The organism is Kribbella sp. CA-245084, assembly GCF_050942355.1.
Classification (GTDB): domain Bacteria; phylum Actinomycetota; class Actinomycetes; order Propionibacteriales; family Kribbellaceae; genus Kribbella.
Window position 1 is genome coordinate 3,297,001 of the sequence record NZ_CP192053.1, and the last position, 19,968, is coordinate 3,316,968.

Genomic DNA, 19,968 nt, shown 5'->3' on the forward strand with positions numbered 1-19,968 from the left:
ATTGTCAACAAAACTACGATCTTGCCCGTGAGGCGTGTCGAATAACGTGAGGTGGGCACACGGGGTGAGGCCGTAAGACGACAGGAGGAGACCCCGTGGACGCCGAGACACAGCCCTCGAAGGGCGCCCAGCCGCCCCGAACTGTCGAGAAGGAGCAGTCGCCCGCCGTACTCAGGAAGGCGATCGCTGCCTCGGCGATCGGCAACGCGACCGAATGGTTCGACTACGGCATCTACGCCTACGGCGTCACGTACATCTCGGCGGCGATCTTCCCGGGCGACACCGAGAGCGCGACGCTGCTCGCTCTGATGACGTTCGCCGTCTCGTTCCTGGTCCGCCCGCTCGGCGGTCTGGTCTGGGGACCGCTCGGCGACCGGCTCGGCCGCAAGCACGTGCTGGCGATCACGATCCTGATGATGTCCGGCGCGACCCTGTGTGCGGGCCTCGTCCCGTCGTTCCACACGATCGGCTACTGGGCGCCGGCGCTGCTCGTCGTACTCCGGATGATCCAGGGCTTCTCGACCGGCGGCGAGTACGGCGGTGCCGCGACCTTCATGGCCGAGTACGCGCCGAGCCGCAAGCGCGGGTTCCTCGGCAGCTTCCTGGAGTTCGGCACGCTGGCCGGCTTCTCCGCCGGTGCGCTGCTGATGCTGTTCTTCTCGCTGGTGCTCGGCGACGACGCGATGCATGCGTGGGGCTGGCGACTGCCGTTCCTCGTCGCCGCGCCGCTCGGCCTGGTCGGCGTCTACCTCCGGTCGCGGCTCGAGGACACCCCCGTCTTCCGCGAACTCGAGGCGAAGGGGCAGAAGGAAGAGCAGACCGCCCACCAGTTCAAGGACCTGCTGGCCGGCTACTGGGCTCCGATCCTGCGCCTCGGCGGCATGGTCATCGCGCTGAACGTCGTCAACTACACGTTGCTGACCTACATGCCGACGTACCTGGAGAAGGAGATCGGCCTGAGCTCGGACCAGTCGCTGATCGTGCCGATCATCGGCATGCTGATGATGATGGTGTTCGTGCCGTTCGCCGGCCGCATGTCGGATCGGGTCGGCCGCAAGCCGCTCTGGTGGGCGTCGCTGGCCGGACTGTTCGTCTTCGGCGTGCCGATGTTCCTGCTGATGGGGACCAACCTGGCCGGCGCGATCATCGGTTTCGCCGTACTGGGGCTCCTCTACGTGCCGCAGCTGGCGACGATCTCCGCGACCTTCCCGGCGATGTTCCCGACCCACGTCCGGTACGCCGGCTTCGCGATCGCATACAACGTGTCGACCTCGCTGTTCGGCGGCACGGCACCTGCGGTCAACGACTGGCTCACCCAGAAGCTCGGCGACTCGCTGGTCCCGGCGTACTACATGATGGCCGCCTGCGTGGTTGGCGCAATCGCCCTAGCCCGAGTCCCCGAAACCTCCCGCTGCCCCATCAACGGCACCGAAATCCCCGGCACCCAAGCCGCCCCACCCCCCGTAGCCCTAAACCCAACCCCCGCCAAGGCCTAACCCCTCGGCCAGCCCCGCCCCCTCCGCGTGCCCCAGACCCAGCCCGGCCCAGACCAACCCGCCGGGCTGGGCCCCGCCATCGCCCACTCCCACGCACCCACGCACGCCCGTCGCCGACGGCCGCCGGCGGGGCGGCTCGGTTCGGCGGGTGAGGTTCGCGTCAGTTGAGGACGGCGGAGACGGCGTCGGACCAGAGGGATGCGGCTTCGTCGGTTTCCTCGGGGGAGACGACGAGGGCCGGGATGAAGCGGACGACCTGGCCCCAGGCGCCGCAGGTGAGCAGCAGGAGACCCCTCCTTGCCGCCTCCTGCTGCACCGCGGCCGCCGTCACCGGGTCGGGCTTGCCGTCCGCGTCCCGGAACTCGTTGCCGATCATCAGACCGAGCCCGCGAACGTCGGTGATCCGCTCGTGCTTGTCGGCCACCAACTGCAGCGCCTGCTTGAGCTGCGCCCCGCGGTCGGCCGAGTTCTGCACCAGCCCTTCGTCCTCGATCACGTCGAGCGTCGCGAGTGCAGCGGCGCAGGCAACAGCGTTCGCACCGTACGTGCCGCCCTGCGAACCCGGCCACGCCTTCTCCATCAGCTCGGACGACGCCGCAATCGCGGACAGCGGGAAGCCGGAGGCCAGCCCCTTCGCAGTGACGAGCACATCCGGATGTGAGCCGAAGTGATCTCCACCCCAAAACTTCCCCGTCCGCCCGAAGCCGGTCTGCACCTCGTCGACCACCAGCAAGATCCCGTGCGCGTCGGCGCGCTCTCGCAGCCCGGCGAAGAACCGCTCGCTGGCCGGCACATACCCGCCTTCGCCAAGCACCGGCTCGACAAAAAACGCCGCGGTATCGGCCGGCGTGCTCAACGTCTGCAGCACGTAGTCGAGCTGGCTGAGCGCGAAGTCCGTCGCCTGCTCGACCGGCCAGCCGAAGTGGCCCGGATCCGGGAACGGAGACACGTGTACGCCGGCCATCAGCGGGCTGAACCCGGAGCGGAACTTGGTCCCGGACGTCGTCATCGAGGCCGCGGCCACGGTGCGACCGTGGAATCCGCCGTGGAACACGATCACGTTCGGCCGACCGGTCGCCTGGCGGGTGAGTCGGAGCGCCGCCTCGATCGCCTCGCTGCCGGAGTTCGCGAAGAACATCCGGTCGAGGTGGCGGGGGAGTACCTCGCCGAGCCGGTCGACGAGCGTGAGCAGCGGCCGGTGCATGACAGTCGTGTACTGCGCGTGGATGATCTTGCCGACCTGCTCCTGAGCCGCTGCAACGACGCGTGGGTGGCAGTGCCCGGTCGAGGTGACGCCGATGCCGGCAGTGAAATCCAGGTACCTGCGATCGTCCTCGTCGAACAGTTGCACGCCCATACCGCGGGCGGCGACGACGCCGGTCGCCTGCTTCAGGATCTGCGAGAGCTCGGCCACGGACTTCCCCTCACGTGTCGGATCGTTGACAAACAGAATGGTAGATTGTCGACAATCAGCGTATCTCAGTGGTTCACGCCGGTGAAGGGGTGCAGATGGACGAGTCCCAGGTGGTCGAGGCGGTCGAGAAGCGGCTGTTCATCGGCGGGAATTGGATCGAGGCGACCCGCGGAGCGACGTTCGATGTCGTCGATCCGTCCACCGGCGAGGTGCTGTGTGCGGTGGCGGATGCGTCTCCGGCCGACGGACGCGCCGCGCTCGAGGCAGCGGTCGCCGCACAGGCGGACTTCGCCCGGACGTCGCCTCGTGAACGGGCCGACATGCTGACTGCGGCGTACGAACTGCTGATGGAGCGGGCCGACGAGTTGGCGCTGCTGATGACGCTGGAGATGGGGAAACCGCTGCCTGAGGCACGCGGTGAGATCGCGTACGCGGCCGAGTTCTTCCGGCACTTCGCCGGCGAGGCGGTACGGATCGACGGTGGGTACCAGACCGCGCCGGCCGGCAATGCTCGCTTCCTGATCGCGAAGCAGCCGGTCGGTCCGTGCCTGCTGATCACCCCATGGAACTTCCCGATGGCGATGGGAACGCGCAAGCTCGGCCCCGCGATCGCGGCGGGCTGCACGAGCGTCATCAAGCCCGCCCACCAGACCCCGCTGTCGATGCTCGCGTTGATGGGGATCCTGGCCGAGGCCGGCGTACCGGCGGGCGCGGTCAACTGCGTGACTGCAATGGACGCGGGCGGCGTGATGGAGCCGCTGATTCGATCCGGCCTGGCGCGCAAGCTGTCCTTCACCGGCTCGACCCGGGTCGGCCGGGTCCTGCTCGAACAGTGTGCGGAGAAGGTACTGCGGACCTCGCTCGAGCTTGGCGGCAATGCGCCGTTCATCGTGTTCGAGGACGCCGACCTGGACGAGGCGGTGACGGGTGCGATCGCGGCGAAGATGCGGAACATGGGCGAGGCGTGTACCGCGGCGAATCGTATTTTTGTTCACAATTCGGTGATCGACGAGTTCGGCCGGCAGCTTGCGGAGCGGATGGGTGCGCTGACGGTCGGGCGCGGGACCGAGCCGGACGTGCAGGTCGGGCCGCTGATCGACGAGGCCGGGCTGGAGAAGGTGCGGTCGCTGGTCGCGGACGCGGTCGAGCGCGGGGCGACCGTACTGACCGGGGGAGAGGTTGCTGCGGGCAACGGATACTTCTATCCGCCGACGGTGCTGACCGGCGTACCGCGGGAGGCCGCGATGGCGGATCAGGAGATCTTCGGGCCGGTTGCGCCGTTGACTGCGTTCAGCACCGAGGACGAGGTTGTGCGTGCGGCCAACGACACGGAGTACGGGCTGGTCGCTTACGTGTTCACGAACGACCTCCGGCGTGCGCTGCGCGTGGCGGAGTCGATCGAGACGGGGATGGTCGGGCTGAACCAGGGCGTGGTGTCGAACCCGGCGGCGCCGTTCGGCGGGGTCAAGCAGTCCGGGCTCGGCCGTGAGGGCGGTGCCGTCGGGATCGACGAGTTCCTGGAGACGAAGTACATCGGGATCGCAGTCAACAGCTGAGCCGGCAGCTCACCCAGCAGCCGAGTCCCCGGCTGGGGCTGTGCGGGGTTAGCGGTTGATGAGGCGGGCGATTGCGTCGTCCATGTGTGCGATGAGCAGTTTGTCGGCGAAGTCGGCGTGGCCGACGCGGATCGCCTCGGCGAGTGCGTAGTGCTCGCGGACGCGGACGTCGGCGGCGGAGTAGGTCTCCTCCAGTGCGTGGATGCACATCCGGGTCTCGGTGAGGAACGTCTGGTGCATCCGCGACAACCGAGGGCTGCCGGCCAGCCGCACGAGTTGCTCGTGGAACAGGATGTCGAGCTCGCCGACCGCGGCCGGATCACCCTCGGCGACGGACATCTTGTCGACGATCTCGAGCAGGACCGTGCCGGGGCCTTCGGTGTCGCCCATGAGGATCTTGCGGGCCGCGGCGCGCTCGATCGCCTCACGGGCCAGGTACATGTCGCGGACGTCGTCGGGCGTCATGTCGACGACGAACAGGCCGCGGTTGCGGATCGAGACCAGCAGCCCCTCCTGGGTCAGCCGCTGCATGCCTTCGCGGAGCGGTCCGCGGCTGACGCCGAGCTTGCGGGCCAGGTCGGCCTCGCCCAGCTGCGCGCCGGGCTTGAGCTCGCCGTGGCCGATGGCCATCCGGAGCTTGTCGGCGATGATGCTCGGCGTCGACTCCTGCGCCAGCGGCTCGATGTAACTGCTCACTCCAACGTCCCCCTTGTGTTCCTGCTGAACAGAGTCCCCAAATGTGGCAGATACGGTACCGGGCCGACCAATTCGAGCCCCTTCCAGACCGTCACCTGGTTCGCCGTCAGCACGGGCTTGCCGACCGCGGCCTCCAGATCGTCGACAATCTCCAGCGTGTGCATCGCTGTATCCGGCACCAGGATCGCCTCGGCGTCCGGGTGGTCGGCAGCCTTCACCATCTCCACGACCTGCTCCGGCCGGAGCGTCCCGACCTCTGCGGCGGTGATGATGCCGTGGCTGCCCATCGACACCACCTCGACACCGCCACCGGTCAGGAATCGGACGAAGTGCTGCGCGACATCCTCCGGGTACGACGCTGCTATGGCGACCCGCTGGATCCCAAGCCTGCGGCACGCGTCGACGAATGCGATCGAGGTCGACGACGCGGGTACGCCGAGCGCCTGCGCCACGCCCGACGCCTGGTTGCGTGCGCCCTCCGGCCCGAACACGAAGCTGCCCGACGTACAGGCCCACATCACCGCGTCGGGCTGGGCGGATGCGAGCTCGGAGGCGCCCTCGGCGAGCCGCTCGGCCCGGCCGAGGTCGAGCAGCGCGTCGACCCGATGCGCGTCCTCCCCGACTGAGGTGATGACCACCGGCAGTTTCACCGACCCGTCGAGCCTGGCCTCGAGCGCTGGGTAGTCGTCCTCAGCGCTGTGTCCGGGATAGAGCAGGCCTACCGTGACCATCCGACCTCCTGGCTGCCGCGCGACGAAATGAGTAGATTGTTGACAATGCTAAACCCTGAGTACGACGTCACGCGGTTGCTGGACGGCTTGCGACGGGAGGTCCGCGGGGTGGTCGCGGACGACCGGCGCACGCGGGCGCTGTACGCAGCGGACGGGTCGAACTACCGCGCAGTCCCGGACCTGGTCGTCGTACCGGCCGATGCCGATGAGCTCGCGGCAGCCGTCACGCTGACGGCAGCAGCCGGCGCGCCGGTCGTCGTCCGAGGCGGCGGTACGTCGATGGCCGGCAACGCGATCGGCGGCGTGGTGATCGACGCGTCGAGGCACGTGAACCGCATCGTCGACATCGATCCCACGAGCCGGACCGCGGTCGTCGAGCCAGGCGTCGTACTCACCGATCTGCTGGCCGCCGCAAAGCCGCACGGCCTGGCCTTCGGCGCCGACCCTTCCTCCGGCAGCCGCGCCACCCTCGGCGGCATGATCGCCAACAACGCCTGCGGCGCCCACTCAGTCGCCTGGGGTACGACCGCCGACAACCTCCTATCCCTCGATCTGATCCTTGCCGACGGCACCCACCTGACTGTCGCCTCCGCCGCGGATCGCGCCGCCTCGGCTGCTCGGGCTGGGCGGGAGGGTGAGCTGCATCGGGCTCTTCAGGCATTTGTCGATCGGCATGAGTTGTTGATCCGGCGTCGGTTCGGGCAGTTCACGCGGCAGATCTCGGGATATGCGTTGCATCGGCTGCTCCCGGAGTACGGCTACAACGTTGCTGGTCTGCTCTCAGGTAGTGAAGGTGGGTTGGCGGCGACGCTGCGTGCGACCGTGCGACTGACTGAGTTGCCTAAGGCAAAGGTCCTTTGTGTGCTGGGGTTTCCCGACTCGATCGCCTCGGCGGACTGCGTGCCCGTCGTACTGCGCCACAGCCCGCTCACGATGGAGTCCATCAACAGCGACCTGGTCGAACGGCTCCCGGCCGAGGTCCGCGATGCCGCGATCCACGCCGGATTGCCAGCCGGCAACGCCTGGCTACTCGTCGAGATCGGCGGTGAGGACGAGACCGCCGCCGCACAAGCTGCTCGCACGATGCTCGACGACCTGCGCGACGGCGGATCACCCGCCACTGCATCCCTCGTCAGCGATCCGAAAGCACAAGCCGTGCTCTGGCGCTGCCGTACGGACGCGGCTGGTCTTGCGACGCGGCGCGCGGACGGTGCCGAGGCGTGGGGCGGTTGGGAGGACGCCGCAGTGCCGCCGGAGCGGTTGGGCGCATACCTTCGCGGACTCGACGAAATACTCGGACGGCATGGGCTGTCCGGTGCGTCGTACGGGCACTTCGGCGAGGGCTGCATGCACATGCGGATCGACTTCGACCTGCTCAGTACGCGCGGCATCGCGACGTACCGCGACTTCGTCGAGCAGGCGACCGACCTGGTCGTCGAGCTCGGCGGTTCAGTGTCCGGCGAGCACGGCGACGGGCGTGCGCGTGGTGAGTTGCTCAGCCGGATGTACGGCGCCGACGGCGTCGCGCTGTTCGGTGAACTGAAGAAGATCTGGGATCCGCGCGGCGTGATGAATCCGGGGATGATTGTCGACCCGCCGCGGCTCGATCTCGCGATCCGGCACGACGGTCCGGCGAAGGATCGGCACGTGGCGACGCTGTTCGACTACCCGGACGACGGGCACGATTTCGCGCAGGCGCAGCGGCGGTGCGTGGGGATCGGGAAGTGCCGGCAGAGTTCGGGCGGCGTGATGTGCCCGAGTTATCAGGTCACGCGGGACGAGTTGCATTCGACGCGCGGGCGGGCGCATCTGCTGTGGGAGATGCTGCAGGGGGACGTGATCAAGGACGGTTGGCGGTCGACCGAAGTACGCGACGGGCTCGATTTGTGCTTGTCCTGCAAGGGGTGTCTGTCGGATTGTCCGGTGAATGTGGACATGGCGACGTACAAGGCCGAGTTCACTCAGCACTTCTACGAGCGGCGGCCGTGGAAGCGTCCGATGTCGCACTGGTCGATGGGGTGGCTGCCGCTGTGGTCGCGGCTCGCGTCGCGGGCGCCGGGGATCGCGAACCGGTTCGCCGGGTTGCAGTTGACGAAGCGGCTTGGCGGGATTGCTGCGGAGCGGGACGTTCCGGCGTTTGCCGGCGAGACCTTCACGGCCTGGTTCGCTCGGCGCGGCAGTTCGACCGGCGGGCAGAAGGTTGTGCTGTGGCCGGACACGTTCACCAACTACCTCGCGCCGGAGATCGGTCGGGCGGCGGTGGCCGTGCTGGAGGCCGCGGGGTTCGAGGTCGTACTGCCCGCGAAGCCGGTCTGCTGCGGCCTCACCTGGATCTCGACCGGCCAGCTGTCGAAGGCTCGCCGCGTCCTCGACCGTTCCTTGCGCATCCTCGAGCCGCACCTCACGGCCGGTACGCCGATCGTCGGCCTCGAACCCAGCTGTACTGCGGCTCTCCGCCACGATGCACCTGATCTGATTGTTGACAATCCGCTCGTAGGCGCGGCGGCCGCGAACACGCGGACGTTGTCCGAGCTGCTTGTCGACGCAGGGTGGAAGCCGCCCCAGGTCGGGGGAGAGGCGCTCGTGCAGACGCATTGCCACCAGCACGCCATACTCGGGTTCGACGCCGACCGCGCGCTGATGGACGCGGCCGGCATCGACGCGACGGTGCCGGACTCGGGCTGCTGCGGTCTGGCCGGCAACTTCGGCTTCGAACGTTCGCACTACGACCTCTCGAAGGCTGTCGGCGAACGCGTCCTGCTGCCCGCGGTCCGGTCGTTGCCCGAAGCAACCGCCGTACTGGCGGACGGCTTCAGCTGCCGCACCCAGATCGCCCAGGGAACAACGCGACGAGCCCGCCACCTCGCCGAACTACTCGCCGACGCCCTACCCGACTAGCTTGTCGGCGGCGCGGCGTAGCCGGGCGACGCCTTCGTGGATCCGATCCGGCGGCGTCGACGCGAAGCACAGCCGGAACGCGTCGGTGAATCGACCACTGGGGGAGAAGGCCGGACCCGGGATGAACGCGACGCCCTCCGCCAGCGCGATCTCGAACAGTTCCTCGCTGTTGACGCCGTTCTCCAGCGTGACCCAGAGAAAGAAGCCGCCCTCCGGATCGGTCCATCGCGCGATATCGCCGAAGTGCTCGGTCAGCGCGTCGTGCATCGCTTCCTTGCGCCGCTTGTACTGCGCTCGTTGCGTGACCAGGTGATCCTCAAGATGACCGCCCTCCAGGAACCCGGCGAGCAGCCGCTGAGCGGGCAGATTGGTGCAGGTATCCATCGCCTGCTTGGCGTTGATGAGCAACTGCTGCAACTCGGGATCGGCGTCGACCCAACCGACCCGCAGCCCCGGAGCGACGATCTTCGAGAACGTTCGTACGGCGAACACCAGCGGATCGCCCGCTGCCAACTCATGCAACGTCGGCAGCGGCTCGCCCGCGAATCGGAGCAGACCGTACGGGTCGTCGTCGATGACCATCGAGCCCCACGATCGGGCGAGGTCGAGCAAGTGGTGTCGTCGTTCGAGCGAGAGCGTTGCACCGGACGGGTTCTGGAACGTCGGGATCGTGTAGATCGCCTTCGGCGTCCGCCCGTTCAGTAGGCGTGGTAGATCGTCGACAATCATGCCATCGTCATCGACCGGCACCTCGAGCAGTTCAGCGCCATACGAGAGCGCCGTCGCGCTGCCGTTCGTGTACGTCGGTGACTCGACGACCACGAGATCGCCCGGGTCGACGAAGATCTTGCAGAACAGGTCGAGGCCCTGCATCCCGCCGGCAGTGATGGTGAGCCGGTCGGCCGTGGTCTCGTCGCTGGTCCCACGCAGCATCTCGAGCAGGGCCGCGTGCAGCGGGGGATCGCCTTCGGTGGCTGCGTAGTCGTACGCGTCCGGGCGAGCGAGCTGTTCGGCGGCGATTGTTGACAATACTTTTGCAGGCACAGCTTCCGCGGCCGGTGATCCCATCGCGAAGCGCACGATGTCGTGGGTCTGCTTGTGCAGCAGCGACGTACTCGAGTCGATCACCGAACCCACCAGTCCGGTGGCGCGTGCGGCGTACGGGAGTGCTGTCACAGGGTTACCTCCTGATCGTCAGTTCGTGGGACAGGCCGGTCAGTCGTTCCACTCCGTCCGCGGTGACCACCACCGGCTCGGACAGTTCGTATCCCCAGCCGTCCATCCACATCCCGAGGATCACGTGGAACGCCATCCCCGCGGTCAGCACGGTGGTCTCGCCGGGGCGCAGGCTGACGGTGCGTTCACCCCAGTCCGGCGGGTATCCGATCCCGATCGAGTACCCGATTCGCGAGTCTTTGATCAGACCCTGTGCGGCGATCACGTCGTTGAACGCGGCGTGTACGGCGCCGCCGGTGACGCCGGCGCGGATTGTCGACAACGTCGCCTGCATGCCGTCGGCAACGACCTTGGCGGTCTCGCGTAGCCGTTGCGGCGGGTCGCCGAGCATGACCGTGCGCGCGAGCGGAGCGTGGTAGCGGTCGTAGACGCCGGCCAGTTCGATGGTGGTCGCTTCGCCGGCCTGGAACGGGCGATCGGTCCAGGTCAGGTGCGGCGTACCGGCCGCATCTCCGGTCGGCAGCATCGGCACGATCGCCGGGTAGCCGCCGCCGTGCTCGGGTGTGCCGATTGTCTGCGCGGCGAGGATCTCGGCGACGAGGTCGCACTGCCGCAGACCCGGGCGGAGTCGTTCGAGTGCGACCCGCATCGCCTGCTCGGCGATCGATCCGGCGATGCGCAGCCGGTCCAGCTCGTACGGCGACTTGACCAGCCGGACCCAGTTCACCAGCTCGGCCGAGTCGAGCAGGCGGTGCCCGGGCAGACCGTTGCTCAGGGCAAGGTAACCGCGGGCGGTGAAGTAGTGCGCGTCGCCCTCGATCGCAACGTCCGCACCGGCCGGGATCAGGTCCCGGCACAGCCCGGCGATCCAGTCGTACGGATGGACATCAGGCCGATGCACGAGATCCTCGGGATAGCCGTGAACCTGGTCCGCGCGCAGGTTGCAGGTGTACGACGCCCCGGCCGCATCCATCGCCCGCGCGAACAGCTGGACCTCGCCGTCAGCCGGGATCAGCAGGCACTGCGGTGTGTAGAACGACCAGGCGTCGTACCCGGTCAGGTAGAAGAGGTTTGCAGGATCGTTGACAATCAGCGCGCCGAGACCGCGGTCGGCCATGACACCGCGAACCCGGGCCAGCCGGTCGGCGTACTCGCTCATGCTGCACCCATCAAGCTCTGTCCCGGCCCGACGCCTTGGTGCCCGGCGAGTTCCAGTGCGGACCACATCGTGACCTGGTTCGCGGTCAGCACCGGCTTGCCCAGCGCGGCCTCGAGACCTGCGATCACGTCGTACGTCGGGAGGTTCGTGCAGCTGATGAACACCGCTTCGGCCGCATCGCTGTCGATGCTGCGGACCAGTTCGACAGTCGTCTCGTACGGCACGGCCCAGATCTGACCGATCAGCCCGAGCCCGGCGGTCGCGACCACCTCGATCTCTGCCTCGGCGAGGAACCTCGTCAGCCCGGCCGTGAGGTCGTTCGTGTACGGCGTGACCGTCGCGACCCGGCTGATCCCGAGCCGATGCAGCGCGAGGAGCAGCGCGCCGCTCGTGGTCGTCGCCGCGGGCGCTCCCGCCGCGATCATCGCCTCGACCAGGGCCGCCTCACCGGTCAGGCCGCCGACGAAGCTGCCGAATGTGCATGCGTACGCGACCGCCAACGGACCGACCGGAAGAACGTTCATCGTGGTCCGGGCGACCATCTCCGGGTCCGAAACCTGGACGGCCATCTCCATGGTCGCCGCGATCGGGGCGTAGGGCGTCCGGGTGAGATGCAGGGTGACGTTGTCGGGGACCCAACGCCACAGTTCGCGGTCGAGCGCGAAGTCATAAGGGGCGACCACTCCGATGCCGGTCTGCAGCAGTGTGGGCACCGGTGCCGGCAGCGGGTGGGTCGACGGGCGCGTGCTCATGCGAGTCAGTGTGAGGCCCCAGCAGATTGTTGACAATCCTACCATTGGATTCCTAGCCTCATTGGCGTGCCAGCCTCCTCCCCGCGCCCCGTGATCGCCGTGCTGTGCGAGGGCGCGACCGACCGCCCACCCGGTCTCGACGACCTGCCAGTCGACTTCCGGTACTGCGCTGCCGACGGACTCGGCGCGGCGGTGCGAGGAGCCCAGGCGCTGATGCTCTGGGACTTCTTCTCGACCGCGGTCCGGGATGTCTGGGCGGGCGCGGACAGTCTCGAGTGGATCCATGTCACCGCGGCGGGCGTCGACACGCTGCTCTTCGACGAACTGCGCGACTCGCCGGTCGTCGTCACCAACGCACACGGCGTCTTCGACCGGCCGATCGCGGAGTACGTCCTCGGCGCAGTGATCGCCCACGCGAAGGACAGCCGCCGCAGCTTCGACCTGCAACGCCGTCACGATTGGCAACACCGCGAAACCCGGAGCATCCAAGGCGCCAAGGCCCTGATCGTCGGCACCGGCGCCATCGGCCGGGCAACAGCCCGCCTCCTCCACGCCGCCGGCCTAGAAGTCCGCGCCGCCGGCCGCCTAGCCCGCGGAGCCACCGAGACCGACCGCAGCGCCGGCGAGGTGGACCGGAGCGCTGACGAGGTGGACCGCAGTGCCGCCGAGACGGACCGCGGCGCTGGCGAGACGGACCGCAGTGCCGGTGAGGTGGCTGGTGCTGCCGGCGGGGCGAGCCGGGGTGATCCGGACTTCGGGGAGATTGTTGCTAGTAGCAACTTGGTGGCTGAGGTGGGGTGGGCCGACCATGTTGTGCTGGCGGCGCCCTTGACGGATGCGACCCGAGGGTTGGTGGACGCCGATGTGCTTGCCGCGATGCGGCCGGGGGCGCATCTTGTCAACGTTGCTCGTGGTCCGATTGTCGACGAAACCGCACTGTTGGCCGCCCTCGAGAGCGGACGGATCGCGGCGACCCTGGACGTCTTCGACCAGGAGCCGCTGCCCGCTGATCATCCGCTCTGGGACGCGCCGAACGTGACGATCACCGCCCATATGTCCGGTGACGTGATCGGCTGGCGCGACACCCTGGTCGCCCAGTTCGCCGCCAACGTCCGGCGCTGGCTGGCCGGCGAACCGCTCCTGAACATTGTTGACAAAAAGCTCGGCTACATCCCGACAGGAGATCGATGACGCAGGCAACCGAACTGGTCGAGGGTTATCGGAGCAAGCAGATCTCGCCGGTCGAGGCCACGCAGGAGGCGTTGGACGCGATCGAGCGGTACGACGGTCAGGTGAACGCCTTCGTCCTGGTGGATGCCGAGGGCGCGCTGGCTGCCGCGAAGGAGTCGGAGGCCCGGTGGCACGCAGGGGAGCCACTGGGCCCCGGCGACGGCGTACCCACCTCGATCAAAGACGCATTGTGGACAAAAGGATGGCCGACAATGCGCGGCAGCACGCTGATCGATCCAGCCGGACCGTGGGACGAGGACGCGCCGTCGGTCGCACGCCTGCGAGAGACCGGCGCGGTGATCCTCGGCAAGACGACCACCCCGGAGTACTCATGGAAGGGCGTGACCGACTCGTTCACGTACGGCGCGACCGGCAACCCGTGGGATCCGACGAAGACGTCCGGCGGTTCGAGTGGCGGCTCCGCGACCGCAGTCGGTCTCGGCATGGGCGTGTGGTCGCTGGGCACTGACGGCGGCGGGTCCGTTCGGATCCCGGCCGCGTTCACCGGGACGGTCGCGCTGAAGCCGACGTACGGACTGATCCCGCTGTTCCCGCCGAGTGCGTTCGGGACGCTGTCGCACGCCGGGCCGATGACGCGGACGGTACGGGACGCCGCGGCGTTGCTCGACGTCGTCACCGGGTACGACCCACGCGACTGGTCGGCGATGCCGACGCCGGCGGCGTCCTTCCTTGCCGGGATCGACGACGGGGTTGCCGGGCTGCGGATCGGGTTTTCGGCCGATCTTGGTTTTGTCCACAATGATCCCGAGGTCGAGGCCCTCGTCCGGACCGCGGTCGACGTACTCGCCGATGCCGGGGCGATCGTGACCGAGGTGGATCCCGGCTTCAGCGATCCGCTCGACGCGTTCAATGTGTTGTGGTGGTCGGGCGCCGCGAAGGTGCTCTCGGCGTACGACGTGGACGACCGGGTCGATCCCGGACTGCGCCGCGTCGGCGAGCTCGGTTCGGCGTACTCGGCGTCGGACTTCCTCGACGCGACCGCGGTGCGGATGGAGCTCGGGACGCTGATGGGATGCTTCCATCAGCAGTACGACGTACTCATCACGCCGACGCTGCCGATCACCGCGTTTCCGATCGGACAGGACGTCCCGGATGGTTCCGCGTCACCGGATTGGACCGACTGGACGCCGTACACGTATCCGTTCAACCTCACGCAGCAACCTGCGCTCAGCGTGCCGTGCGGATTCACGAAGGCCGGACTGCCGGTCGGTCTGCAGGTGGTCGCGGCGCGGCACGCCGATGCGCTGACGTTGCGGGTCGGGCAGGCGTACCAGGCGGCGACGAATTGGCATCAGCGCACACCTACCTTGGAGGCGAAGTGAGCAAGTACATCACCGTCAGCCTGGACAAGCGCGGCGTGAGTTGTGTGGCGAAGCTGCTCGACGACGCGGCGCCGCGGACGTGCGCGGCGGTGTGGGACGCGCTGCCGCTGTCGGCGCCGGTGTTCCACGGAAAGTACGCGCGGAACGAGATCTACACGCTGCTGCCTGCGTTCGCTCCAGCCGATCCGGGCAAGGAGAACACCACTGTCACGCCGATCCCGGGTGACTTGTGCTGGTTCTCGTTCGACTCGGACGATCTTGGCAATCCGGCGTACGGGTACGAGAACACGACCGGCACCGGGACGACCGGCGCGATTGTCGACCTTGCTGTGTTCTACGGGCGCAACAATCTGCTGATCAACGGCGACCAGGGGTGGGTGCCGGGCAATGTGTTCGGCGCGGTGACCGAGAACCTCGACGAGTTCGCCGCGGCCTGTCAGGACCTGTGGATGGGCGGCGCCCGCGGCGAGACCCTGTCGTTCAACCGGCTCTAGTCGATCGGGCCTAGACGATCGGCGTAGTCAGCCGGGCCTAGTCGGTCCGGTCTGGCTGATCGGGGCTAGTTGATAGGTTCCTGCAGTTCGGTGACCCAGTCGGCCGGGTTCTCCGGCGTATCGAGGTAGAGCTCGCGCGCCGGTTCGCCCGCGCGATGGTTGTTCTGGTCGATCCAGCGGGCCAACGCCTGCCAGGCCGGCAAGACCTGATCGATCGGCCCGCGATGCACCAGCGTCGCGGCTCGCATCGCAGGCAGGTCGATCACGTCGAGTCCGTTGAGGTTGCCCCCGGCATCGACCGCAGCCGGAACCGTTGCCCGTACGACGACCTCGTCCTCGGAATCGTGATTGCGTTCGTACAGACAGGTCAACCTGCCGGACGGATGTACGTCGGCATCGGGCAACCGCCGGCCGAGCTCCGCGCACAACGGGTGCACCACCGGCGTGATGTCTTCTGGCGTGAAGCTCGCCGCAGTCGCCGTCAGAGCAACCAGCCGTACGGCGGGGAGCTCTTTGACGACGATGTCCGCGGCCGGCACCTCGGCCTCCAGACCGCGTAGCCGCGACTCGACCTGCGCGAGGCGTGCGTAGCTCTCGGCCACGGTTGTCTGCAATTCTGCTCGTCGCATTGTCAACAATGCGCGCATTTCCGTCGGACCGAGATTGTCGGCAATCAGCGCGCCGACCTGTTCGAGCGTGAAGCCGAGATCCTTCAGCGCGATGATCCGGTTGAGGTCGGCGAGCTGCCCGGCGGTGTAACTGCGGTAACCGGTCGAGGGGTCGACGTACGCGGGCCGCAGCAGGCCGAGGGCGTCGTAGTGCCGCAGCATCCGAATCGACACCCGCCCGTGCCGCGCGAACTCACCGATCGCGAACATGGGAAGCAGTCAACCAGCCAGCAGTTCCGCGAAGGTGATCGCGGTGTCGTCCTCGTGCCACGGCCCGATCACCTGAGCGCCGACAGGCAGACCGCCCTTGGTGCGTCCGATCGGCATGTTGAGCGCGGGATGGCCGATCGATGAAGCGTGGGAGATCCAGAACACCTGCGCTTCGTACGGCTGCCCGTCGATTGTCGTCGAGCCGTGTGGGAAGGCGACCGTGAAGCTGGTCGGACAGAGGAAGACGTCGACGTTCTCGAAGTACCGCTGCCACTTGGCCCGCGCGATCATCCGCGCGCGTTCGGTCGCGAGCAGTTCGTTGACGGTCATCCCCGTCGGTTCGCCTCCGTGCAGTGCGAAGAACAGGCCGACCTGCTGACCGAACTCCTCAGCCTGTTCACCCGGCTCCACCTCGTCCGGCCAGCCTTCGACGATCTTCGCCCCGCTCCGCGCGAGCCGGTCGATCGTCTCAGCCATCGCGTCGCCGACCTCGCCGGAGACCGGCGCTGCCGGGTGATCGGTCACGACGCCGACGCGGAAGTCCTCCAGTCGCTGGTGCCGCGGCGGCGTCAGCGACCACGAGTACGGCGCTTCGGGGCCGGCGGTCGCACGGAGAGCGATACGCAGGTCGGCGGCGGAGCGGGCGAGTGGTCCGATTGTCGACGAGTTCGGCAGTTCGCTCGGCAGGTACGGCGTACCGGGGACTTGGAAGCCGCATTGCGGGACGAGGCCGGTGGTTGGCTTGAGTCCGTACACCCCGCAGTACGCCGCTGGGAGCCGGATCGAGCCGACGAGGTCGGAGCCGTACTCGAGGTACGTGAGGTCCGCGGCGAGTGCGGCCGCCCCGCCGCCGCTCGAGCCTCCAGGCGTTCGGCTGAGGTCGGCTGGGTTGCTTGTCCGCCCGTAGATCTCGTTCACGGTCTGCCCGAAGTCGGCGAGCATCGTGTGCACATTGCTCTTCCCGACGATGATCGCGCCGGCCCGCTCCAGCCGCTCCACGACGGTCGCGTCCTGATCGGCGACGTACTCCGCGAACGCCGGGTTGCCCCAGGTCGTGCGCATGCCTGCGACGTTCAGGCAGTCCTTCACCGTCATCGGTACGCCGTGCAGCGGACCCACAGGCGGTGTCGCATCCGCTGCATCCGCCGCAGCCAGCGCGTACTCAGGCCGGACCTCGACTACTGCGTTCACGTCGGTGTCTGCGGCGATCCTGGCCAGCAGTTCCTCGGTCACCTCACGCGACGTGACCTGCCCGGTGCGAATCCGCTCGGCAATCTCTCCAGCTGTCATCATGCCGCCGGTCTACGGCCTGACACAGTGTCAGAGTCAATTGGCGTACCTAACGACAGGTAGTCCTCGCGACCGAGTAGTACACCTGAGCGTGAACGGGCCGGTGCGTACGGCGTACAGCGGGTGTACTACCTGTCGTTAGGTACACCGCTGACGCTGCCCAGACCGGTGCCGCGCTCCACCCCGAGCCAGGACCGGCGATCGTCTCGCACCAATCCGATCAGCAGGACCGTGCACTGTGGGCTTTTGTTACGGCTGGCGTCCTGCAACATGCCAGCGCCCAAATAACCAGCCAGCGGACGCCACTGGCCGTCTGCCAGGGCGGCGTGCGCGCGACGGGTTGGAGGAATCAGCGTGGGACTTCGGCGCCGTTGTGAATGACCCGTCGGATCCGGTCCTGGAGTGACGTGCAGTCCAGCGATGTCCCGTCCAGCAGTACGAGATCGGCCCGCTTGCCGACTGCGATCTCGCCGCGATCATCGGCGAGGTCTAGCAACCGGGCTGCATCGATCGTTGCCGCCCGCAACGCTCCGGCGTCACCCAGCCCTGCAGCCGCCAGATGCCTCAGCTCCCACAGCGCTTCGGTGTGCGGCCGAACAGGATTGTCGGTGCCCATCGCGATCCTCAGGCCGGCGTCGATCGCCAGCCGCATCGACTCCCGATGCGCCTCGGCCGCACCCTCAGGTGCATGCTCGGGATCGGACTGCGTGACGGACAGCGTCGGCACGTACCACGTCCCCGCCGCAGCCATCGCCGCGACAGCCGCCTCGTCCAAGTAGGTTCCGTGCTCGATACTCGCCGCCCCGGCACGCGCGGCCAGCTCGACGGCTCGCGCTCCGTGCGCGTGCACCATCACCTTCCGGCCGCCGCGCCGCCGGGCTTCTTCCACCAGCGCGCTCATCTCGTCGGCGGTGAGCTCGACGTCGTGCACACCCTTCCCGATCGCCATCGACCCGGTCGCGGTCACCTTGATCCAGTCCGCCCCGGCACGCACCATCCGCCGTACGACGGCTCGCGCCCCGTCAACCCCGTCGAAGATCGGATCCGGCAGCGAGGGATCCTCGAAGAAGTCGATCGCTCCGGTCCGAGGAGCCCACAGGTCCCCGATGCCACCCGTCGTACCCACCTGCCGCAAGCTGATCAGCAACTCGGGGCCGTCGATCCAGCCCTTCTCCACAGCCATCCGCACACCGGCATCAGCGCCCCACGCGTCCCGCACGGTCGTCACACCCAGCCGCAGCAGCGTCCGCAACACCGGCACCGCGGACAACGGCCGCACAGACCGCGGCGACCCGAACGGATCGAGCCGTGTCTGCGCGATACACACATGCGTATGACAGTCGATGAACCCAGGCACGATCAGCCCGCCGCCACAGTCGATCGCCTCGTTGCCGTCCAACCCGACCCCAACGTCGACAATCCGATCGCCGACAAGCACAACATCCGCCGTACGCACCTCGCCCGAGTCAACGTCGAGAACTGAACCGGACTGCAGGAGAAGTCGACGTGTCATCCGGGCATCCTGCCAACCACCCGGCTCACGACAGCGGGCAGTCGGCTACGAGAGAAGGCGGAGAGCTGCCAGGGCGTACGTGCGGGCCGCGGTGACGAGTTCGGTGACGGGGACCGACTCGTCGGCGCGGTGGGCCTGGGTGGTGACGGAGCCGGGGCCCAGGACGACGACGGGTACGCCGAGGTCGCGGGCGATGTAGCCGCCGTCGCAGGCTGCAGTCCAGCCGGCGAGTGGCATCGGCTGGCCGCCGCCGTCGAGGCGGGCGGCTTCGGTGATGCGGACCAGGTCGGAGTTGTCGGCGGTCTCGAAGGCGGGCATTTCCATGGGCATGGCGAGTTCGACGGTCAGGCCGCGGTCCTCGAGGTGGAGGGCGGCTACGCGGCGGCCGAGGTCGGCCAGGACCTCGGCGGGGGACTCACCGGGCAGGAGGCGGCGGTCGGCGACGACCACGCATTCGGCGGGGACGATCGAGCCGCCGGTACCGCCGTTGATCTGGCCGACGCTCCAGGTCGCCGGGCCGAGGAGGGGATGGGGCGCGGTCGCGAGCTCCGCGTGCAGGCGTTCGATCTCGGCGACGACGACGGCCGCGCCGTAGATCGCGTTGGCGCCGCCGTCCGGGTTTCCGGCATGCGAGGCGCGACCGTGTACGGAGACCTGGAGATACGAGTCACCACGGGCGGCGATGATTGTCTGCAGGTCGGTCGGCTCGGCGGTGATGCAGCCGACGTACCACCGCGACGGGCTGCTGACGGACGGGCTGCTGACGGGCTGCCTGGCTGAGCCGTGCCTCGCCCCTGACCCTTCCGCTTCAAGTCTATCGGTGGGCACCCCCGTGGAACCGGGGTTATCCACAGCGGCTGCGATGTACGCGCGGATGCCCTTGCCGGTTTCTTCTTCGTCTACTACTGCGGCTAGTTCGACCGGGCCGGCCAGGGGAGTGTCGCGGAGGGCGGCCAAGGCAATGAGGGCTGCGGCGAGGCCGCCTTTCATGTCGGAGGCACCGCGGCCGTAGATGCGGCCGTCGCGGAGGAGGAGGCCGCTGTACGGGTCGACCGTCCAGCCGTCGCCGACGGGTACGACGTCGGTGTGGCCGAGCAGCAGGAGGCCGGGATTGTTGCCTCCGGCAAGCGTGATCGTGATGTTGTCGCGGCCGGGTTCGACCGGTGACAGCTGTACGTCGAGCCCGAGCTCACGGGCCGCCGCGGCGAGGACGACCGCGGTGGCGGCCTCCTCGCCGGGCGGATTCTGCCCGTGGGCGCGGACCAGGTCCTGCGTGACCCGGACCAGCAGGTCCTCGTCGATCCGGTCCAGCACCTTCTGTTCGGCGGGTGTCAGGCTCATG

At 68.2% G+C, this 19,968-nt stretch carries 16 protein-coding genes; 6 read left to right on the forward strand and 10 right to left on the reverse strand.

Annotated features, from left to right (window positions below; all coding sequences use genetic code 11):
• Nucleotides 1-95 precede the first annotated feature (95 nt).
• Nucleotides 96-1,496 carry an MFS transporter gene (locus ACQPYH_RS15880; protein ID WP_432892005.1) on the forward strand — a complete coding sequence of 467 codons (1,401 nt, stop codon included), beginning with the start codon at nt 96-98 and terminating at the stop codon, nt 1,494-1,496.
• A 160-nt stretch (nt 1,497-1,656) separates the two neighbouring features.
• Here ACQPYH_RS15880 and ACQPYH_RS15885 read toward each other — a convergent pair whose 3' ends face one another.
• Nucleotides 1,657-2,910 (reverse strand): aspartate aminotransferase family protein, encoded by a 1,254-nt coding sequence (locus tag ACQPYH_RS15885; RefSeq protein WP_432892008.1) that lies wholly within the window; start codon nt 2,908-2,910, stop codon nt 1,657-1,659.
• 95 nt (nt 2,911-3,005) lie between these two features.
• Between ACQPYH_RS15885 and ACQPYH_RS15890 the strand changes: the two genes are divergently transcribed.
• On the forward strand, nt 3,006-4,466 hold the full coding sequence (locus tag ACQPYH_RS15890; RefSeq protein ID WP_432892011.1) for an NAD-dependent succinate-semialdehyde dehydrogenase: 1,461 nt from the start codon (nt 3,006-3,008) through the stop codon (nt 4,464-4,466).
• A 48-nt stretch (nt 4,467-4,514) separates the two neighbouring features.
• On the opposite strand, the gene ACQPYH_RS15895 is transcribed toward ACQPYH_RS15890, so the two are convergent.
• The gene (locus ACQPYH_RS15895; protein WP_432892014.1) at nt 4,515-5,162 is read right to left on the reverse strand and encodes a GntR family transcriptional regulator; all 648 of its coding nucleotides are present in this window, start codon (nt 5,160-5,162) and stop codon (nt 4,515-4,517) included.
• Entirely contained in the window at nt 5,159-5,893 is a 735-nt protein-coding gene (locus tag ACQPYH_RS15900; RefSeq protein WP_432892017.1) for a maleate cis-trans isomerase family protein, read from the reverse strand. The genes ACQPYH_RS15895 and ACQPYH_RS15900 overlap by 4 nt, the downstream gene beginning before the upstream one ends.
• A 45-nt stretch (nt 5,894-5,938) precedes the next feature.
• On the opposite strand from ACQPYH_RS15900, the gene ACQPYH_RS15905 reads away from it, so the two are divergent.
• Complete coding sequence (locus ACQPYH_RS15905) at nt 5,939-8,791, forward strand: FAD-binding and (Fe-S)-binding domain-containing protein (RefSeq protein ID WP_432892020.1); 2,853 nt, start codon at nt 5,939-5,941, stop codon at nt 8,789-8,791.
• Here the strand turns inward: ACQPYH_RS15905 and ACQPYH_RS15910 are convergent.
• Genes ACQPYH_RS15910 through ACQPYH_RS15920 form a run of 3 tightly spaced genes read right to left on the reverse strand, consistent with a single transcriptional unit; the run spans nt 8,780 to nt 11,878 of the window.
• Nucleotides 8,780-9,967 carry a PLP-dependent aminotransferase family protein gene (locus tag ACQPYH_RS15910; RefSeq protein ID WP_432892023.1) on the reverse strand — a complete coding sequence of 396 codons (1,188 nt, stop codon included), beginning with the start codon at nt 9,965-9,967 and terminating at the stop codon, nt 8,780-8,782. The genes ACQPYH_RS15905 and ACQPYH_RS15910 overlap by 12 nt on opposite strands.
• A 4-nt stretch (nt 9,968-9,971) precedes the next feature.
• Complete coding sequence (locus ACQPYH_RS15915; RefSeq protein ID WP_432892025.1) at nt 9,972-11,126, reverse strand: M24 family metallopeptidase; 1,155 nt, start codon at nt 11,124-11,126, stop codon at nt 9,972-9,974.
• The gene (locus ACQPYH_RS15920) at nt 11,123-11,878 is read right to left on the reverse strand and encodes a maleate cis-trans isomerase family protein (RefSeq protein WP_432892028.1); all 756 of its coding nucleotides are present in this window, start codon (nt 11,876-11,878) and stop codon (nt 11,123-11,125) included. The genes ACQPYH_RS15915 and ACQPYH_RS15920 overlap by 4 nt, the downstream gene beginning before the upstream one ends.
• A 66-nt stretch (nt 11,879-11,944) precedes the next feature.
• Between ACQPYH_RS15920 and ACQPYH_RS15925 the strand changes: the two genes are divergently transcribed.
• Genes ACQPYH_RS15925 through ACQPYH_RS15935 form a run of 3 tightly spaced genes read left to right on the forward strand, consistent with a single transcriptional unit; the run spans nt 11,945 to nt 14,945 of the window.
• Nucleotides 11,945-13,069: a D-2-hydroxyacid dehydrogenase gene (locus ACQPYH_RS15925; protein ID WP_432892031.1), complete on the forward strand. Its 1,125-nt coding sequence runs from the start codon at nt 11,945-11,947 to the stop codon at nt 13,067-13,069.
• The gene (locus tag ACQPYH_RS15930; RefSeq protein ID WP_432892034.1) at nt 13,066-14,451 is read left to right on the forward strand and encodes an amidase; all 1,386 of its coding nucleotides are present in this window, start codon (nt 13,066-13,068) and stop codon (nt 14,449-14,451) included. The genes ACQPYH_RS15925 and ACQPYH_RS15930 overlap by 4 nt, the downstream gene beginning before the upstream one ends.
• A complete protein-coding gene (locus ACQPYH_RS15935; RefSeq protein ID WP_432892037.1) occupies nt 14,448-14,945 on the forward strand; it encodes a DUF3830 family protein in 498 nt (165 codons plus the stop codon). Before ACQPYH_RS15930 ends, ACQPYH_RS15935 begins: the two co-directional genes overlap by 4 nt.
• Before the next feature lie 65 nt (nt 14,946-15,010).
• Here ACQPYH_RS15935 and ACQPYH_RS15940 read toward each other — a convergent pair whose 3' ends face one another.
• The 4 genes from ACQPYH_RS15940 to ACQPYH_RS15955 all read right to left on the reverse strand — a co-directional run bounded on the left by ACQPYH_RS15940 (nt 15,011) and on the right by ACQPYH_RS15955 (nt 19,967).
• Entirely contained in the window at nt 15,011-15,823 is an 813-nt protein-coding gene (locus ACQPYH_RS15940) for a MerR family transcriptional regulator (RefSeq protein WP_432892039.1), read from the reverse strand.
• Nucleotides 15,824-15,832: 9 nt separating this feature from the next.
• Nucleotides 15,833-17,116 (reverse strand): amidase family protein, encoded by a 1,284-nt coding sequence (locus ACQPYH_RS15945; RefSeq protein ID WP_432892042.1) that lies wholly within the window; start codon nt 17,114-17,116, stop codon nt 15,833-15,835.
• 346 nt (nt 17,117-17,462) lie between these two features.
• Entirely contained in the window at nt 17,463-18,626 is a 1,164-nt protein-coding gene (locus tag ACQPYH_RS15950; RefSeq protein ID WP_432892045.1) for an amidohydrolase family protein, read from the reverse strand.
• A 45-nt stretch (nt 18,627-18,671) separates the two neighbouring features.
• Complete coding sequence (locus ACQPYH_RS15955; protein ID WP_432892046.1) at nt 18,672-19,967, reverse strand: M20 family metallopeptidase; 1,296 nt, start codon at nt 19,965-19,967, stop codon at nt 18,672-18,674.
• Nucleotide 19,968 lies beyond the last annotated feature (1 nt).

Bases quoted from the DNA above. Each gene is read 5' to 3' on its own strand.
- ACQPYH_RS15890 (WP_432892011.1), top strand. From the start codon at position 3,006: ATGGACGAGTCCCAGGTGGTCGAGGCGGTCGAGAAGCGGCTGTTCATC.
- ACQPYH_RS15900 (WP_432892017.1), bottom strand. From the start codon at position 5,893: ATGGTCACGGTAGGCCTGCTCTATCCCGGACACAGCGCTGAGGACGAC.
- ACQPYH_RS15905 (WP_432892020.1), top strand. From the start codon at position 5,939: ATGCTAAACCCTGAGTACGACGTCACGCGGTTGCTGGACGGCTTGCGA.
- ACQPYH_RS15915 (WP_432892025.1), bottom strand. From the start codon at position 11,126: ATGAGCGAGTACGCCGACCGGCTGGCCCGGGTTCGCGGTGTCATGGCC.
- ACQPYH_RS15920 (WP_432892028.1), bottom strand. From the start codon at position 11,878: ATGAGCACGCGCCCGTCGACCCACCCGCTGCCGGCACCGGTGCCCACA.
- ACQPYH_RS15930 (WP_432892034.1), top strand. From the start codon at position 13,066: ATGACGCAGGCAACCGAACTGGTCGAGGGTTATCGGAGCAAGCAGATC.
- ACQPYH_RS15940 (WP_432892039.1), bottom strand. From the start codon at position 15,823: ATGTTCGCGATCGGTGAGTTCGCGCGGCACGGGCGGGTGTCGATTCGG.
- ACQPYH_RS15945 (WP_432892042.1), bottom strand. From the start codon at position 17,116: ATGATGACAGCTGGAGAGATTGCCGAGCGGATTCGCACCGGGCAGGTC.
- ACQPYH_RS15950 (WP_432892045.1), bottom strand. From the start codon at position 18,626: ATGACACGTCGACTTCTCCTGCAGTCCGGTTCAGTTCTCGACGTTGAC.
- ACQPYH_RS15955 (WP_432892046.1), bottom strand. From the start codon at position 19,967: ATGAGCCTGACACCCGCCGAACAGAAGGTGCTGGACCGGATCGACGAG.